12 protein-coding genes are annotated in these 17,459 nt (G+C 52.7%); 9 read left to right on the top strand and 3 right to left on the bottom strand.

Features of this window, described 5'->3' with window-relative positions:
- The first annotated feature begins 202 nt into the window (after positions 1-202).
- Both KS4_RS02105 and kdsB read left to right on the top strand, forming a co-directional pair.
- The gene (locus KS4_RS02105; protein WP_145073958.1) at positions 203-1,690 is read left to right on the top strand and encodes a tetratricopeptide repeat protein; all 1,488 of its coding nucleotides are present in this window, start codon (positions 203-205) and stop codon (positions 1,688-1,690) included.
- Positions 1,691-1,806: 116 nt separating this feature from the next.
- Positions 1,807-2,571, top strand: coding sequence for a 3-deoxy-manno-octulosonate cytidylyltransferase (gene kdsB / locus KS4_RS02100; protein WP_145073955.1), 765 nt, complete (start codon positions 1,807-1,809; stop codon positions 2,569-2,571).
- Between the two features lie 81 nt (positions 2,572-2,652).
- Here kdsB and KS4_RS02095 read toward each other — a convergent pair whose 3' ends face one another.
- On the bottom strand, positions 2,653-3,474 hold the full coding sequence (locus KS4_RS02095; RefSeq protein ID WP_200761734.1) for a spondin domain-containing protein: 822 nt from the start codon (positions 3,472-3,474) through the stop codon (positions 2,653-2,655).
- A gap of 402 nt (positions 3,475-3,876) precedes the next feature.
- Here KS4_RS02095 and KS4_RS02090 point away from each other — a divergent pair, with 402 nt between their 5' ends.
- Both KS4_RS02090 and KS4_RS02085 read left to right on the top strand, forming a co-directional pair.
- The gene (locus tag KS4_RS02090) at positions 3,877-5,700 is read left to right on the top strand and encodes a CTP synthase (RefSeq protein ID WP_145073951.1); all 1,824 of its coding nucleotides are present in this window, start codon (positions 3,877-3,879) and stop codon (positions 5,698-5,700) included.
- 149 nt (positions 5,701-5,849) lie between these two features.
- Entirely contained in the window at positions 5,850-6,887 is a 1,038-nt protein-coding gene (locus tag KS4_RS02085) for a DUF481 domain-containing protein (RefSeq protein WP_145073948.1), read from the top strand.
- 306 nt (positions 6,888-7,193) lie between these two features.
- Here the strand turns inward: KS4_RS02085 and KS4_RS02080 are convergent, their stop codons facing one another.
- A complete protein-coding gene (locus KS4_RS02080; protein ID WP_145073945.1) occupies positions 7,194-8,735 on the bottom strand; it encodes a carbohydrate porin in 1,542 nt (513 codons plus the stop codon).
- Between the two features lie 215 nt (positions 8,736-8,950).
- Between KS4_RS02080 and KS4_RS02075 the strand changes: the two genes are divergently transcribed.
- Complete coding sequence (locus KS4_RS02075; RefSeq protein ID WP_145073942.1) at positions 8,951-10,690, top strand: ArnT family glycosyltransferase; 1,740 nt, start codon at positions 8,951-8,953, stop codon at positions 10,688-10,690.
- 35 nt (positions 10,691-10,725) lie between these two features.
- A complete protein-coding gene (locus KS4_RS02070; RefSeq protein ID WP_145073939.1) occupies positions 10,726-11,478 on the top strand; it encodes a phosphatase PAP2 family protein in 753 nt (250 codons plus the stop codon).
- 351 nt (positions 11,479-11,829) lie between these two features.
- Here the strand turns inward: KS4_RS02070 and KS4_RS02065 are convergent, their stop codons facing one another.
- Positions 11,830-13,851: a methyl-accepting chemotaxis protein gene (locus KS4_RS02065; protein WP_200761472.1), complete on the bottom strand. Its 2,022-nt coding sequence runs from the start codon at positions 13,849-13,851 to the stop codon at positions 11,830-11,832.
- Between the two features lie 386 nt (positions 13,852-14,237).
- Here KS4_RS02065 and KS4_RS02060 point away from each other — a divergent pair, with 386 nt between their 5' ends.
- The 3 genes from KS4_RS02060 (at position 14,238) to KS4_RS02050 (ending at position 17,446) form a co-directional block, all read left to right on the top strand.
- Positions 14,238-14,600: a NifB/NifX family molybdenum-iron cluster-binding protein gene (locus KS4_RS02060; protein WP_145073933.1), complete on the top strand. Its 363-nt coding sequence runs from the start codon at positions 14,238-14,240 to the stop codon at positions 14,598-14,600.
- A gap of 223 nt (positions 14,601-14,823) precedes the next feature.
- On the top strand, positions 14,824-15,264 hold the full coding sequence (locus KS4_RS02055) for a PaaI family thioesterase (protein ID WP_145073930.1): 441 nt from the start codon (positions 14,824-14,826) through the stop codon (positions 15,262-15,264).
- Between the two features lie 274 nt (positions 15,265-15,538).
- Positions 15,539-17,446, top strand: coding sequence for an ABC transporter permease subunit (locus KS4_RS02050; RefSeq protein WP_145073927.1), 1,908 nt, complete (start codon positions 15,539-15,541; stop codon positions 17,444-17,446).
- Positions 17,447-17,459: the final 13 nt, after the last annotated feature.

The raw sequence follows: 17,459 nt of genomic DNA, 5'->3' as shown, positions 1-17,459 counted from the left end.
TTGGTATACAGCAACGGGAATATGCGTTAAAATTGACACAAGCAGAACATGGTTAAACCGCGTCTGCACACCGAATTAAACGCATTCCAGTGATACTGCCGCCATACCCCCGCCTGTTGCCCCACCACAAAGGCTTGTATCAAGCGATTAAACCGGTCCCCTGACATCATCATGTAAACCTCAAGTTTTAGCGAGTGATACCTTGGCTCTATTCGGCAAGAAAACTGAAGATCAAACCAAGACGAAGTCCAAACCAAAAGCCAGCGGCTTCAAACGCGACCTCAAAAAAGCACGACGCTTCTTCGAGCACGCAAACACCTATGCTGACTCACGCAACTACGATGGTGCCATCGAAATGTACATCAGTGGTCTAAAGCATGACCCTGACAACATGCAGGTTCATGACGCATTGCTCGACGTTGCCAAACGCCGCAAAGTCGGTGGCGGCAAACCCGCTTCCTTCATGGAAAAAATGAAAGGCGGCGGCTCCACCCCTATCGAAAAAATGCTTCACGCCGAAAAAATTTGGCTCAAGGATATGCTCAACTGCGATCTCATGGCCGATTTCATGAAAAACGCAGTCGACTCCGTTGAAGAAGACAACGACGATCTCATGATCGAAGACGTTGCCTATTGGATCGGGTCACAGCTCATCGATTTCAACACCCAACAAAAGAAAAGCGACAAGCTCTACAAAACCGCCTTGGAGCTTTTTGCTGAAATCGGCGCTTATGACAAAGCCGTCGAAGCCTCCAAATGGCTCGTACGCAACAACTCCAACAACGACAAACTTCGTTTCCAACTCAAACAACTCGAAGCTGCTGAATACAGTATGAGACGTGATAGCGGCAGCGGCTCCTTCCGTGACAACATCCGTGACGAAGAAGGCCAAGCCATCACTGAAATCGAAAACGCAACCACCGTCACACTCTCCCAACTCGATCAGCTCATTGCCGCCAAACGTGCTGATGTCGAAGAAGAACCCAACGACACCGACCGTAAACTCAAACTCGCAGATGCGCTTCTCCGCAAAGAAGAAATGGACTCGGAAAACGAAGCCATCGACATCTACCAATCTGTCTTCGATGAAACCAGTCAATATCGCTACAAAGTTAAAATTGGCGATATCCTCATGAAGCAGACCAACCGCAAAATCCGTGCACTCCGCGAGCAACTCCAAGACGACACCAGCAACGAGCAGCTCAAGAAGGATTACCAAGAAGCACGTAAGCAGCAGCTTGTCTTTGATCTCAAAGAATACGATGAACGCGTTAAGAATTACCCAACCGACCTGGGCCTCAAGTTCGAACTGGGTCGTCGCCAACATCAGGCAGGCATGATCGATGATGCCATCGGCACATTCCAGATCGCCAAACAAGATCCCAAACGCCGTTCTATCGCGTCTTACTTCCTCGGCGACTGCTACCTCAAAAAAGGCTGGGCCGACGAAGCCATCGACACCCTCAAGGAAGGTATTCAGAACCACAAGGTACCCGACGACCGCATCGCACTCGACCTAAACTATCTCCTCATGGATGCACTTGAAAAAGCCGCAACTAAGAAGGAAAACGTAGAACTCGCCAAAGAAGCACGTGATATCGGCTCGAACATCCTTCAAGCCAACATCAACTACCGCGACATTAAAGACCGCATGAATAAACTTCGCGCTCTCGTCGATAAGCTTTCTTAAGTTTTCCTTACTTGCCGTTTTTACAACCAAGACCACCAAGGCCCACGACATCGTGGGCTTTTCAATAAAACAATATCAACCATCTATCGACCTGTTAGTTGGATTGGAAAACAAAAATGTCCGCACGAGCAATCGCCATCATCCCAGCCCGCTACGACTCAACCCGCTTCCCCGGCAAGCCCCTTGCAAACAAAACCGGCAAACCATTGATACAACACGTCATCGAGCAAGTCCGCCGCACAAAACGTGTCGTACGCATCATCGTTGCCACTGATGATCAACGCATCTTTGACGCCGTCACAGATTGCGGCTCAGAAGCCATGATGACTCGCAAAGACCATCCCAACGGCACATCGCGTATCGCCGAAGTCGTCGAAAAGCTCAAAGCTGAATACCACTCAAAAAGCGAAATCATGCCTCAAATCATCGTCAACGTGCAAGGCGATGAACCTGAAGTAGAGCCCGACGTCATCGATACGCTCATCAACGGCTTGCACGACGATACCAACGCACCCATGGCAACCCTTGCCTCAGATTTTGCCCCAAACGAAGACCCCTCAAACCCCAACATCGTCAAGCTCATCACCAACCTTAAAGGCCACGCCATCTACTTCTCACGCTCACTCATCCCTCACAACCGTGACGGCGACACCCCACTCAAACCACTCAAGCACCCCGGACTGTACGCATACCGCCCAGATTTCCTCAACACTTACATTAATCTCGAACCCACACCGCTCGAAAACGCCGAAAAACTCGAGCAACTCCGCCCCCTCGAACACGGCTACCCAATCGCCATCATCAAAGCCAACGTCCAACACCACGGTATCGATACCCCCGAGCAATACGAAGCCTTCGTCAATCGCTTCAACAGCCAATAAACCATCTACCTATCAAAACTAAAAAAGCTGCCCCATCTGGAGCAGCTTTTATTTTAATTCGTCTCAGCATTAAGATTTATCTTAGCCTTGAGTTTTTCGACGACGTCCCACAATCGCCAAACCAGCCAAGCCAAGCAGCCCCAATGATGACGGCTCCGGCAGTTGATTAATCGTAATACGTGCTAATAACGTATCCGAACCAATAATGTCATCACCAAACACAGTACCCGCAGCAGTCGTACCGCCAAGAATATTACCACCATCAAGCAAGCCCGCATGTGCGCCTACCAGATTACTCTCAACACTTCCTTGATCAGCCGACGTTTGGCCACCTGTACCTGTCAAAAACGCAACGCCAAACTCATCGTTCACTTCCGTACCAGCATCCAACACATCTTTACCATAAATATTAATCACGATCGGGCCTGTAAATTCACCCGCATCATTAAATAGTGCATATGCAGATGGAGATCCATTAGCAATAAACGCATCGTTCGTTGGAATGACCATTGCCGCATATGAAAAGTAGCGGTTATCCAATTTATCCAAACCATCGAACATCTTGCTCGCACTTGTACCCGGTGCAATCGGCCCGCCGTCAAAAATCACATCATCAACACCGCCCGCACCACGCGTCGTCACCGCAGCAAACTCACTCGACAGAACCGATGTATTACCATCCTCTGCCAATCTCTCCAAACCCGCACTTGCTTTTGCATCCGTATCATAAACATCAAACGAGCCATCATGGAATCCAACCCATGTCGGCGTTAAAAAGAATCCATTGCTCGCCGCAAGATTTTCGACCGTCACTTCAATTCCTGACGCATTCGCCACACCCATCACGCCAAACGTTCCCGCAACCATTGATGTAACAAACGCCGTTTTTACTTTCTTCAACATAAACACAGACTCCTGATATGAAAAAGTGATAGCTTCTGCCGCTCACACCATGTAAGCAGCTCCCTTAACGAGCGCACACAACAGCTCTCAGCATCCGTGTGCATCTCTTATCTCAATTAGTTGTGCCGGTAAATGACCTTATAAGACATACTGCTGTAGTAGGAACGACGAATCAACACAGACTTCGTACAAGCTTTGCCGAACAGCACTCGCTTGCACGCATGTCTCGGCCATACAGTAAACAGCACCCCTTTCGTTCTTATTCCCCACTCAGCGACTTTTTTCCCCAGCCCCAAATACCTCTGTAACGCCTAGGCAATCTAGCACCTATGATTATTCACAAGCCACAAACACAGGACTCTGGCAACTTGAATCGCCCCTTCCCCCGTGGTACGGTAGGACATGCCCACCAAACAAACCAACCAAGACACACAAGACCTACTCACCAAGGCTGGCCACCAAACTCAGGACTCGGAGTTTTTCAACCCCATCCCCGAGGGCTACATCAAAGGCCGCCACAAGTACGTCGTCGTCCTTGGAACCGTCATTTCCGGACTCGGCAAAGGGATTTTCTCATCCTCCCTCGCCAAATTACTCAAAGATAAAGGCCTCTCCATCGCTCCAATCAAAATGGAAGGCTATCTCAACATCGACTCCGGTACCCTCAACCCATACCGTCATGGCGAAGTCTTCGTCCTCGATGACGGCCTCGAAACCGACATGGACCTCGGGACCTACGAACGCATCCTCGACCAAAATCTCACACGTGACAATTACACCACATCCGGCCAAATCTACCGCACCGTCCTCGACCGTGAACGCTCTGGCGGATATCTCGGCCGTGACGTTCAAATGATCCCACACGTCACCGGCGAGGTGAAATACCGCCTACGTGAACTCGCCCTCAAGCAGCGTGCAGACGTCATCTTCATCGAAGTCGGCGGCACAGTTGGCGACTACGAAAACTCCTTCTATATCGAAGCACTCCGCGAACTCGCCTTCGAAGAGGGCGAAAAAGCCGTCTCCTTCGTGGCACTCACTTACGTCATCGAGCCCCCTGCCCTCGGCGAGCAAAAGTCCAAAGCCGCACAGCTCGGCCTCAAAAAACTCATGGAAGCAGGCATCCAGCCTGACATCATCGCTGTCCGCGCTCAAAAACCTGTCGAAGCATCCGCATGCCAGAAAATCGCCATGTTCTCAAACGTGCCCATCAAGCGCGTTTTCTCCATGCATGACCGCGATTCCATCTACTCCATCCCCGATGCCATGCGCGAGTCCGGCCTCGACTCACAAATCCTCACCATGCTCAACCTCCACGACCGCGTCAACGTCGTACATGAAGACGAAGCACGCATCAGCTGGCGCAACTACATCAAAAAACTCAACAGCAAACGCCCACACAAAATCAAAATCGGTATCACCGGCAAATACGCCGCTCTCCGCGACGCATACGCCTCCATCGACAAAGCCATCGAACATTGCGCCACACACCTCGGCGCAGACATCGAACTCGATTGGCTCGACACCACACAAATCGCGCCCGACGACATCCCCGCTGCACTCAAAAAATTCGACGGCATCGTCGTACCCGGCGGCTTCGGACATCGCGGCACAGAATCCAAAATCGCATGCATCAAATACTGCCGTGAAAACAAAGTCCCATACCTCGGCATTTGTCTCGGCTTCCAAATGGCTGTCGTCGAATTCGCCCGCAACGTCTGCAATCTCAAAGACGCTGCTTCCACCGAATTCGACCAAAAAACCGCAGCACCCGTCATCGACTTTCTCCCTGAACAAAAACAAATCGAAGGTCTCGGCGGCAACATGCGACTCGGCGGCAAAGACGTCCTTGTCAAACCACAAACACTCGCCGCCAAGCTCTACGACGATCACTACACCTCCAAACCTCACGCCGACGGCTTCACCATCCGTGAACGCTTCCGCCATCGCTACGAAGTCGACCCCAACTTCATCGAAAAGCTCGAATCCAACGGTCTCATCTTCTCTGGCCGTCATCCCGAGCAACCCATCATGCAAATACTCGAACTACCCAAAGACACACACCCCTACTTCATCGGCGCACAGTTCCACCCCGAACTCACCAGCCGCCCTCTCAACCCACAACCGATGTTCCTTGGTCTTGTCGCTGCTGCAATGAAGCACGCCAACCCTGACATCGATACCGAAGCCTTGCTCAATAGCTGGGATATTCGCTCCAAGGCATAAGCCATATCCGACCACAAGAACACGAAAAGGCTGCCTTTGCAGCCTTTTTTAATACCCTACCGCGACTAAGTTGCGTTCTTCAGGATTCCACCTTATAAATCAATCGCATCAATATTCTTCAGCAATCCTTAAGCTTGGATCTTTACCCCATGAAACGCCTCGCCATCCTATCGCTAGCCGCCTCGCTGCTCATCACCTCAGCCCTCTCAGCTGAAACCATCGTCCTCACCAATGGCGACACCCTCTCCGCAGTCATCAAAGAAGTCACCCCACAAGGCGTCATCGTCCAACACCCACTCCTTGGCCAACTCATCATCCCGACTGAAAATATCGAATCTCCAAAACTCTCCACCGGCTCCATCACCGCAACCGCACTCACCAAGCAACTCACCAAACCACAACCCACCCCAGAACAAAAAGCTGAACAAAAAAAACAAACCCTAGCCAGAGAAGCCGCCAAAGCCGACACCGAAGCGCTACTCAAAGAAACTGAAGAACAATTCAAACCCTTTAGATTCACCTTCCTCGAAGACTGGGAAAAATCCATCCAACTCGGCTTCAACGGCAACGAAGGCAACTCCCAAACCTCTAACTTAAACGGCGGATTCAAAGCCAAATTCGAAAACGATGACCGCCGCTGGGACTTCGACTCCGCCTTCTTCTACGGCAAAGCCGACGGCAAAGAAAACAAAAACCAAGCCTTCGCCCAACTCACACGCGACTGGAAATTCACAAACTCCAAACTCTTCATCTTCGCACAAACCCGCTACGACTACGACACCTTCCAAGCCTTCCGTCACCGCATCGCACCCAACACCGGCCTCGGTTACCAAATCTACGACACCGATAAATTCAAACTCAAAACCCAAATCGGTTCCGGCTTTGCCTACAACTTCGGCGACGTCGATGAAAAGTTTGTCCCCGAAGTAACCCTCGGCCTCAACGGCTCTTGGAACATGAACGATAACAACACCATCACCGGCTCAACTCAATTCATCCCCGACGTCTCCGACACACTCAAAGACTATCGCGCCATCTCCAGCCTCGACTGGAAAATCAAAATGGATACACTCACAGGCCTCTCCCTAAAATTCGGCCTCCTTCACGAATACAACACCCTAACCACCGACAGCAACCCCAAACGCTCAGACCTCAAATACTACGGTTCACTCGTCTACGACTTTTAAATCACTCTCCCCAGTAACACTTCCTCATAAACAACCACCTACAACTCAATTAAACAATCTAATCAACCGCTACACAGAACGAAAAATCAAAACGCTGCAACTCGCAGCGTTTTTTCATATCAATATCCAACTGACTCTGAATTAATCACAATTCATTCTGACTAATCCTTCTCAAGCCTGCCACCGCCGGTGGCAGGGTGTTTGAAACTTAAACGTTCTGCACCAAACGCAACAAGACTTAGTATCACACAAGAATGATTGCCACCAGAGCAATTTGCCTGATTAATAGCCATCACGCAAGGCGTTCTAAAACTGAGTCCTCAAACGAATCCCCCAGAAATAAAGCGGATCAGATGTCGGATTGTCCGCCGGATTAAAAACCACCTGAAAATCCGGTGTTATCTGCATGTAGTTCGTAATCTGCACACGATAAAAAACCTCAAATACCGTCTCTTGTCGCTCATCTGCTGACGACGGATCTGTCCACGCCACCGCCGCACCAAACATATCACCAATCCGATTCATCGCCCCCAAGATCGTCACACCTGCCGCCACCTGTTGCTTCGCCGGCGCTACCGCATGATTCCCATACCCATACCGAAAAAACGCCACAATCCCACCACCAAAATGCTGTTCAATGATCGTCGACACACCCCCAGCCGCATTATCCTCAACCTCCGACTGCCACGCGATCAAGTGCCACCGCCCTCGCCCAACCCCCTTTATATTTGGCTTAAATATCAAATCCGCCATAAAAGTGTAATTACCATTCCCCAACGTATTCAACCCCGTAACACCCGGCCCCCCATCATTGTTCACAACCACACCATGAAACGAAAACCAATCGTTTGGCAACACCTGTATCGCCAATGCCGGTGCATACGTACCAATCTGCGGAATCACCGATCCCCCATCAAACGCTAAATTCAAAAACTGCAACGACTCATCGTTCGCTACCGTCAACAACGCAATATACTGATTCGGGTGAATCCTCCCCACCGTAAAAAACACCTCATCTTTAAAAAGGCTCTGCGTGTACGAGATAATATTCCACGACACATTGTTCTGCTGAAACAACGAGTTCACTGGCGACAGAACACCTGATTCCTCACTCAAATTAAAAAATCGACTCGTATGATCAATATTCACACCACTTCGCAGCAAAAACTCAACCCATCCATTACCAATAAACGGATACGTCTCCGGTCTGTGCGCCAACACCTCCCAAATCAAACCAACATCCAATCGATTAAACGTCTGATCTTTCGGCCCACCACCCATGACTTCCGAAGCTTGCTGAAAAAAAATCGTGTCATAAATATTAGATCGCACACGATAATCTTCTAAAAACATAAACTTAAAATCTTCCCACGGATTCCGAATCTCCGGCACCGGCGTATCAATCAACAAGGGATTCAAATTGATCGGCACACGCTTCCGCGTCTTCGGCATAATCGCCGGCGCCTGCTGCGTTGGCACATTAGCTTTCGCATCATCATCTCCCCCGCCATCATCGTCATCATCTTTCTTCTTATCATCTGCCCCACCCCCATCCGATTCATCATCTTTCTTATCGTCATCCGATTTCGCATCATCTGTCTTTACATCCCCATCTTGGCTCGGCTTATTCCCCTGCTCATCTTTCTGATCAGTCCCATCCTTAGCCGCCTTCGCATCCACCTTCACTTTCGCGCGGCTCTTCCCATCACTCGCCACCGACTCAAACCCTGCGACTTCCCCACCCAAGCAAAAGCACAGCACAACCGTCAGCAGTACTGTCTCACATCGCCTGCACATATCGCACCATTGTCGCTTATCATGAACCAAAGAACCTAAACCCGATTCCATGCCTTTGCTTATGATCCTGCCTTAACCCACTTATCGGCCATATATCCAGACCCAATCCCACATTTCCACCCCATAGACTCAGCTAAAATTTATCCCTCAAACAACCCCGGCTCACCTCTAATGCTTTCCCCCTAAAGCCCCTCAACCTTCTCTCATTCAACCTCACTCTTCCCCCGTCTCCCACCTCACACCTATCTTCCGATATCATATCTACCATGCATGAGGATCAATCCCCCAACACACAACCCCTGCCCGACAACCATCTTGCACACCTGCAAGCCGCCTTCCCATGGGCCAACTGGAAAAACACAATCCTCCTCACCATCGCAATCTTCCTCATTCGACTCCTCTACCTGCTCTTGCTCTCACCCTATGAACTCGCAGGCGACGAAGCGCAATACTGGGACTGGTCCAGACACCTCTCCCTCTCATATTTCACCAAAGGCCCCGGCGTCGCATGGACCATCTTCGCCTCTACCAAACTCCTTGGCTCATACACCTGGACCGTCAAACTCCCAGCACTCATCGCCTTCGCCATCATCATGCTCACCGCCGCCAGGCTCACCACCCTCATCGCCAACAACGATCAACGCCCCGGCTTCTTCGCCGCTGCACTCGTCGCCCTATGCCCGCCCTTCTTCGCCGCCGGCCAGTTTATGACCATCGACGAACCTTTCTTCGCCTGCTGGATCATCGCATCATTCTTCACACTCAAAGCCTTCAAAAAACAACAACAAAACCAATCCCCATTCCTCCTCTACCAACTCGCCGCCTTCATCATCGGCCTCGGTTTCCTCTATAAATACACCATCCTCCTTCTCATCCCCGGCCTCATCCTCTTCGCACTCATCCACCACAAACCCCTCCAAACATTCAAACCCAAAAACCTACTCCCACTCATCCCCGCCACGATCATCCTCCTCATCACCATCTCACCTGTCTTCATCTGGAACGCACAACACGACTGGATCACCGTCAAACACCTCGTCGGACATCTCGGCGTCGAAGGCGGTGACCGCGTTATCGAACAAGCCCCCTCATTCTTCACCGTCCAAAAGCTCATCCTCAACCCCCTCGAAATGATCGGCACACAAGTCGGCGCCTTCGGCATCCCACTCGTCATCCTCACCTTCATCTCTTACCGACTAATCAAAAAACAGCGCAACGAAAATCCTAACCTTTGGTTAGATGCGTGCTTCCTCCTCTACGCCGCCCTCCCCGTCATCCTCTTCTACCTCGCCGTTGCATTCGTCAAAAAAGTCCAGCCCAATTGGCCCGTTGCTGGCTACCTCACCCTCCTCCCCCTCATCGCGCTGCCCGCTGTCCCACAACTCCTCGACTACACCAAACGCCTCAAAGACTGGAAAGCCAACAACAAGCCCGGCAAAAAACCTTCCAACCCATGGCAAGCAAACTTCCACTTCGCCATCGGCTGGGGCTCAGTCGCCGCTTTCATTATCATGTCCGCACCCTACCTCTCATACATCTATCCCAACCTCTCCGGCATGCGCCGCGTCACCGGCCTCAAACAAGACGCCGCTCAAATCCAAAAACAAATCGAACTCACCACCCAACAAACCGGCCAAGCACCCATCATCATCACCGACAACTACCAAAAAACCGCACGCCTCGCTTTCTACCTCCCAGGCCAACCCACAATCTTCAGCGCACAACACTACTACGGCGAACGCCCCACCGACTACGACCGCTTCGCAGACACAAATCTCCTCAACCCATCACTCCACAACCGCACCGCCATTCTCATCGGCCTGACACCTGAAAAATGGCGCAAAGAATTCAGCTTCGCCAACATCAAAGACTCCGCCATCCCCACCTCCTCCTCAACCTACCGACTCATGATCGGCTCAAACTTCCAAGGCCCAACCTCTCCACCAAAACTCAACACCTTCACCAACCAACAACTCAATCCGCAATCACAACCCATACGACACTAGACCGCACACACCTTCCTCGCTAACCTGACTATCACATGAAGCCAATCAACCCCGACAATCTCCGCTCGCCGCTCTCCTTGAAAATCAACTTCAAGCACCTCATCATTTTTCTCACCATCTCCATCATCACACTCGCCATCGCACACGTCTTCGACATCACGCTCTACCGCATCGCCATCGACAACAACGGCTTCCAAAAGTGGCAAGACTCCGACTCCTATCGCATGCTCCGCATCATGGGCTTCCTCCCCTTCTGGATCGCCGTTGCCATCGCAATCATCCTCCACGACACACACAAATACCTCCCAAAATTCAACCGCACCGTCTGCGCATCACGCGGCCTGCTCCTCATCTTCACCACCGTCTCGGCTGGCATCATCGCCGAAATCATCAAGTTCCTCGTCCGCCGCATGCGACCCTACAAATACTACTCCGACTACCTCACTCCCCCCACCAACTCTACACACCTCTACGAATACCGCCCCTTCAACTCAACCACCCACGACTTCCTCGACACCGGCGGCCTCTCCTTCCCCTCATCACACGCCATCATCGCATTTGCCGCCGCTTTCATCCTCGCCAAACTCTTCCCAAAAACTGCACCTGTCCTCTATCTCTTCGCAATCGGCTGTGCCATCACCCGCATCCTCACACGCGGTCACTACCTCTCCGACACCGTCGGCTCCGCCATCTTCGCCTACGCCATCGCCCAAACCTTCTACGCATGGCATCTCTACAACCAGCGTGACCTCATCCGCCAAAACAACAACCTACCGCCTATCTCCTGATTAGCCCCCCCTTCCCCTCTATCTCCCCACACCTCTTTTTCATACACAAAAAAAGCCCACGCCTCTCAGCGTGAGCCCTATTCTCATCTCGAAGGATGGTCTACTTTCAATTTTCACCACCAACGAATTGATCAATTCTGTTTCAAGCCTGCCACCGCCGGTGGCAGGGTGTTTGGAAGATATGCGTTTAAATCATTCCAATCGCGGTATATCCTAAATAAATCACATGTCTACTCGTCATATTTTCAAAACAATGCATCATTGATTCAATTCAAGCCCACACGCTCTGCGTGTGGGGTAACGTCCAAGCTTAGCCATCCATGCATCTGTTGAAATCGCTATATACCTTATTTAAACCTTAAAACGATCAACCAGCGATAATAGCTGCTTACTCTTTGCACTCAGCTCCATCGCCGCCTCCGCCGACTGCTTCGCGCCTTGCCCCGTCTGATCAGCAATCGCTGAAATCTGCTGTACATTTTCACCAATCGCAAGCGCCGCGCCCGACTGCTGCTCTGCCGCCGATGCGATATTCTGAATCACACCCGCAACATCACCCGACCGCGTCACAATCTGATCAAGCGCATCACCCGCACCCGATGCCAGTTCAACACCACGCTTCACCGACTCCGTTCCCTCCGCCATCCGGCTAACCGCTTGCTGCGTATCCGACTGCACCTGATTGATCGATTCCTCAATCTGCTCCGTCGCCGTCGTCGTACGATCCGCCAACTTTCGAACCTCATCCGCCACCACCGCAAACCCGCGCCCATGCTCACCCGCTCTTGCCGCTTCAATCGCAGCATTGAGCGCCAACAAGTTCGTCTGATCTGCAATATCATTAATCACTTGAATAATCTCACCGATCTGATCCGCCCGATTCCCCAACTGACCAATCGCATCTCCCGTCTTATTCACAATGCCATCTATGACATGAATAGACTCAATCGTATCACTGACAATCGTCTTGCCCTCTTCAGCATGTGACCGCGAATCGATCGCATTCTGTGCTGCGCTCTGTGACTGCGTCGCCACCTCCGCCACACTCGAGCTCATCTCTTCAACGCCCGCCGACACCTGCTGCGTCTGATGCTTCTGTTCCTCAAGACCTTGCGATATCTCTTCCGAACTCGCCGCCACCTGTGATGCAAACGAAGCCACCTCATGCGACGAACGCTTACACTCTTTAATAATCTCTTGGATATTCCCAATAAAATCATTCACACGATGACACAATTCACCCACCTCATCCTTCGAAGTCACCTCCAGTCGCTTTGTCAGATCCCCCTCCCCTTCAGCAATCCCATTAACCGCATCCGCAACCCGCATAATCCCTTTACTAATCGTGCGCCCCATCCACACGCAAACCACCGCACCAATCCCTAAAATCACCAACGTCATCATCAGCGCTTCATACTTCAATTGCGTCGAAGCCGCTTCCAATTCCTCAACCGAATACCCTGTACCAATCACCCAGCCATACGGCTCAAACCGCTCGTAGGCCACCAACTTCTCAACCCCATCATACGCATACTGTGTAACACCCGCTTCATTCGACAGCATCTCCTTCACAAAGGCCGCATCACTCATATTCTCACCCTCAACCGTCGGATGAATCACCGCGTCTCCATCCATATTCACCGCAAACGCATACCCTGATTCCCCAATCTTCATCTCCTTCATCGCCTGCTTCAGCGAATTAAACTGCTCGTATGGCACACCCACATACAACACCGCAACAACCTCACCACCCTCGCCTCTAATCGGCCGATAGGCCGTCTCATAACGCTTACCCTGAATCATATTCGAACCAAAATACGTCTCACCACCCATCACATACTGATACACCGGCGACCCACTCCCCAATGTCGTCCCCACCGCACGACTCCCATCCGGCTTCTTCACATTCGTCGTCACACGCAACCACTCCCGCGGCAACACCTGAAACACCGTGCACGTCGAACCCGTCTGCGCTAACACCTCATCCACCAATCCAAAATCACCCGTCAACTCTCGCCCACCAACCTTCATCAGCGGAACCTCATACTTCCCAATCTGCTTCACCTGCTCCTCAAAACCAATCGCTCCCTCCCACTGCTCAAGCCCACCCCCTTCAATCGCCATCAAGTCCTCCGCCACACGCAAATCCGACACCAATTTCGCACCAATCATCTCCTTCTGCAGCTTACACATCGCAACGATCAATTCCGTCGTCTGCTTCGCACTCGCAACCCCCTGATCATTCAAAGCCCGACTCGCCTTGCTCACCGCCATCCACGACAACACACCCATCGAAACCGTGATCAACACCAACACAATCACCGTAATCCGCACACCAATACTCTGTGATAAGAGCGATTTAATTCTCGACATCATCATGCCTCCATCTATCAGGATCTTCTTATTCCATCTCTCAGCAGCTTCTGCACAACCCCGGCGACTCACCGACCTGCTGGCTCCCCCCAAAATCATCACGACTTACATCTCTTTTGTTCATATCTGCAAGACGCTTACGACGGAATTTGGTCTGTTCTCTCCTCAAAAATCGACGAAACGAAACATCCACTTAAGGTATAACCCTATAAATAGTCGCTAAATATAATGATATCCGTATATCACTCGCTCCTTTCTAGGCCTAATTACACACTTGCATAAACTAACGAGATTGCTTTATCATCTAGTATTCAATCTGAACCACCCAGCCGCCTGAACCGCCGATCCCTCGGCCATCCAGCGGCTTTTTTCTTTGGAGCTTCAACATGCGCATCGCCATCCCACTCAAAAACAACATCTTCTCCCGGCACTTCGGCAAATCTGACGCACTCGCCGTCTACACCATCGACGACAACAACGCCATCACCAACTCCGAAACCCTCCCCCGCACCATCGACGGCTGCTCCGGCCTCCCCACCTGGATCTCCTCGCTCAACATCGACCTCGTCCTCGTTGGTGGCCTCGGCCAAGGCGCACTCAACGGCCTCCTCGCTCGTAACATCCAAGTCAAACCCGCCTCCCCGCAAGACGACCCCGCCCAGATCATCGCCCAGCACCTCGCCGCCCCCTCCAGCGCCGACCTCTCCGTCTGTCCCGGCCACGATCACCCGCATCACTGCGATCACTAACACGCACCACATTGAATCTGACGTACTCCCCTCAAGCCTGCCACCGCTGGTGGCAGGGTGTTTGGGACAAAGATCCACAGTGTTCGCAAACAATCGACCTTCTGGTCAACAAATGAGTTTTTACGCAAAAACACTCTAAAAATACGCAAACGTAAAACGTGATTCATCCCCCCTCTCGCCAGACCTTGACCCTCCGCCTCGCCTCACACTGAAAGCCAAACCCATGACCACCACACACATCCCTCCAGAACCCCCCGCCGGCGAAAACCTCCGCGATCAACTTCACGCTCAGTGCATCATCTGTTCCAAACTCAATCCCCACTCCCTCAACCTCCGCTGCACCCTCAACCCCGACAACACCGTTACCGCCACATTCAATCCCCGACCCCATCTCAAAGGCTTCCCCAACCAGCTCCACGGCGGCATCCTCTCTGCAATACTCGACTCCGCCATGGCCCAATGCCTCCTCCTCAACAACATCCACGCCGTCACCGCCACCCTCGACATCCGCTTCCGCAACCCCGCCCCCCTCACTGGCTCATACACCGTCACCGCAAAAATCGACGAATCCCGCCGCAATCTCCATCGCCTCTCAGCCAAAATCACCACCGACACCCACACCCTCGCCACCGCAAAATCACAATTCGTAGAACAGCACGACTAATCCCCCCTCAATGTGTCTCTTGCGCATCCCCTTCAAGCCCACCACCGCCACTCGTGAAGTATCCACCTATTCCTCGCCGCAATCATACTTGGCCGCAGATGCTTCATTTTCTTCACAACCACCAATTCCCTGAAACATCCTCCCCTCAATAACGTCTCTACCTACGGACGCCGCTTACCCCTCACACGCAACCTCTCACCTCATCATCCCCACACATGCGACCCGCACAACCTTTTCGATTAACACCCACCCTTACAGAAGTTATGATGTCACTATGCAAGTTCTGACCCATTGGCTCTGGCGTATGATCCCCGGCAACCCCATGGTCGTCCGTATCGTCTCAGGCGGCTCCGTCCGCATGCGCGATCTCTGGCTACGCATGGGCTATCTCGGCGCACTCGTTCTCATCGTTTTCTTCGGTCTCATGGCCGGTGAAGGCATGGGCTCCAATGTCGCCCTCTCCGACCTCGCCGCATCAGGCTCATCCATCTTCCAAATCATCGCCTACGGCCAGATCGTCCTCGTCTGCCTCATCGCTCCCCTCTTCATGGCCGCCGCCATTTCCCAGGAACAATCCGCCAAAACCTACGACATCCTCCTCACAACCCCCCTCACCAACATGCAGATCGTCCTCGGCAACCTCATCGGACGACTCTTCTTCATCCTCTCACTCCTCGCCTCAGGCCTACCACTCTTCGCCATCCTCCTCATCTTCGGCGGCGTCCGCGCCTCCTCCGTCTTCTACGCATTCTCCATCGCCGCAACCACCGCCATCTTCGTCGGCTCCGTCGCCGTCTTCCTCTCCGTCATGCGACTCGGCGGCCGCAAAGCCGTCTTCACATTCGTCATCTCCATCGCCGCATACCTCCTCGCCGCATACATGCTCGACTCCTTCATCATCCAACGACTCACCCCCGGCAACTACACCACCTACCTCACACCCTTCCACCCCCTCCTCGTCCTCGACACGCTCGTACGCCCCGACAACTACCAAATCCACACCCCCGACATGCTCGCCTCCTACGGCCCAATCGCACGCTACCTCCTCGGCCAACCCCTCGCCTCATTCCTCTTCCTCACCTCATTAACCTCACTCACCCTCATCACCTGGTCAGCCCTCGTCCTCCGAAACGTCGGCCGCGGCGACTCCAAACTCGTCATCTACATCAAATCAAAACTCCGACTCAACCCCGACGGCGCCGCGCGCAAACGCAAGCCCCGCCACGTCACCGGCCGCAACCCCATCGCTTGGCGTGAATCCCACACCCGTGGCAACGCACTCAACGCCATCCTCTCTCGCTACGCCTTCCTCGTCATCGGCCTCGCCCTCGCCATCCTCTGGCTCGCTCTCTACCACTTCAACTCACTCCCAACCCTCAACACCACCATGACCGGCGTCAACCAGCTCCCCGTCGAAACCTTCAAGCAAGGCCTCTACATCCTCCTACTCATGGAAATACTCATCATCGCACTCGTCGCCCTCTACATGGCCGCAGGCTGCGTCTCCCGTGAACGTGAAGACGGCACACTCGACCTCCTACTCACCACACCCATGACCCAAAAACAATACGTCTGGGGCAAACTCCGCGGCCTCGTCCAGTTCCTCATCCTCCTCATCTCCGTCCCCGTACTCACCGTCGCACTCGTCTCCGTCTACAGCATCCTCGGCTCAATCTTCGGCTGGCAAGGCGCCATCTACACCCACCAATCAACCTTCGCCACAACCTCCGCCACACGCATCAACGAAGCCATGCTCATGCTTCCCGAGTCCGCACTCCTCCTCGCACTCGTCCTCATCCCCTTCGTTGCCCTCTGCGTCGCCACCGGCATGTACTGGTCTCTCAAATCCAAAGGTGTACTCGGCGCCGTCATCCCCTCCGTCTCAATCATCGGCCTCGTCTCACTCGTCTTTGGCTTCTGCGGCTTCAACCTCGCACTCAACACACCCGTCATCTTCGGCGCAACCTTCAACGCTTTCTCACCCACCACCGCCGCACTCATGATCATCAACCCCTGGGACTACGTCTCCGGCTTCCCCGCGCACCCCGGCTTCTCTCGCATCTTCATGACCATCTCCGCCGTCATCGCCGCCGCCGGCTACTTCTTCATCGTCGCCGCCATGCTCAATGCGATGGTCAAAAACTTCGACCAAACCGTCCGCAAACTTTCCGGCACAGGCTAATCCCCCCCCGGAA

Origin of the sequence: Poriferisphaera corsica, from assembly GCF_007747445.1 — a bacterium.
Classification (GTDB): domain Bacteria; phylum Planctomycetota; class Phycisphaerae; order Phycisphaerales; family Phycisphaeraceae; genus Poriferisphaera; species Poriferisphaera corsica.
Note: the sequence above shows the minus strand (reverse complement) of the source record. Positions and strands in the feature narration are given on the sequence as shown.

Excerpts from the sequence above, each read along its gene's own strand:
- KS4_RS02085 (WP_145073948.1), top strand. The coding sequence starts at position 5,850 with ATGAAACGCCTCGCCATCCTATCGCTAGCCGCCTCGCTGCTCATCACC.
- KS4_RS02075 (WP_145073942.1), top strand. The coding sequence starts at position 8,951 with ATGCATGAGGATCAATCCCCCAACACACAACCCCTGCCCGACAACCAT.
- KS4_RS02055 (WP_145073930.1), top strand. The coding sequence starts at position 14,824 with ATGACCACCACACACATCCCTCCAGAACCCCCCGCCGGCGAAAACCTC.
- kdsB (WP_145073955.1), top strand. The coding sequence starts at position 1,807 with ATGTCCGCACGAGCAATCGCCATCATCCCAGCCCGCTACGACTCAACC.
- KS4_RS02095 (WP_200761734.1), bottom strand. The coding sequence starts at position 3,474 with ATGTTGAAGAAAGTAAAAACGGCGTTTGTTACATCAATGGTTGCGGGA.
- KS4_RS02060 (WP_145073933.1), top strand. The coding sequence starts at position 14,238 with ATGCGCATCGCCATCCCACTCAAAAACAACATCTTCTCCCGGCACTTC.
- KS4_RS02050 (WP_145073927.1), top strand. The coding sequence starts at position 15,539 with ATGCAAGTTCTGACCCATTGGCTCTGGCGTATGATCCCCGGCAACCCC.
- KS4_RS02070 (WP_145073939.1), top strand. The coding sequence starts at position 10,726 with ATGAAGCCAATCAACCCCGACAATCTCCGCTCGCCGCTCTCCTTGAAA.
- KS4_RS02090 (WP_145073951.1), top strand. The coding sequence starts at position 3,877 with ATGCCCACCAAACAAACCAACCAAGACACACAAGACCTACTCACCAAG.
- KS4_RS02065 (WP_200761472.1), bottom strand. The coding sequence starts at position 13,851 with ATGTCGAGAATTAAATCGCTCTTATCACAGAGTATTGGTGTGCGGATT.
- KS4_RS02080 (WP_145073945.1), bottom strand. The coding sequence starts at position 8,735 with ATGGAATCGGGTTTAGGTTCTTTGGTTCATGATAAGCGACAATGGTGC.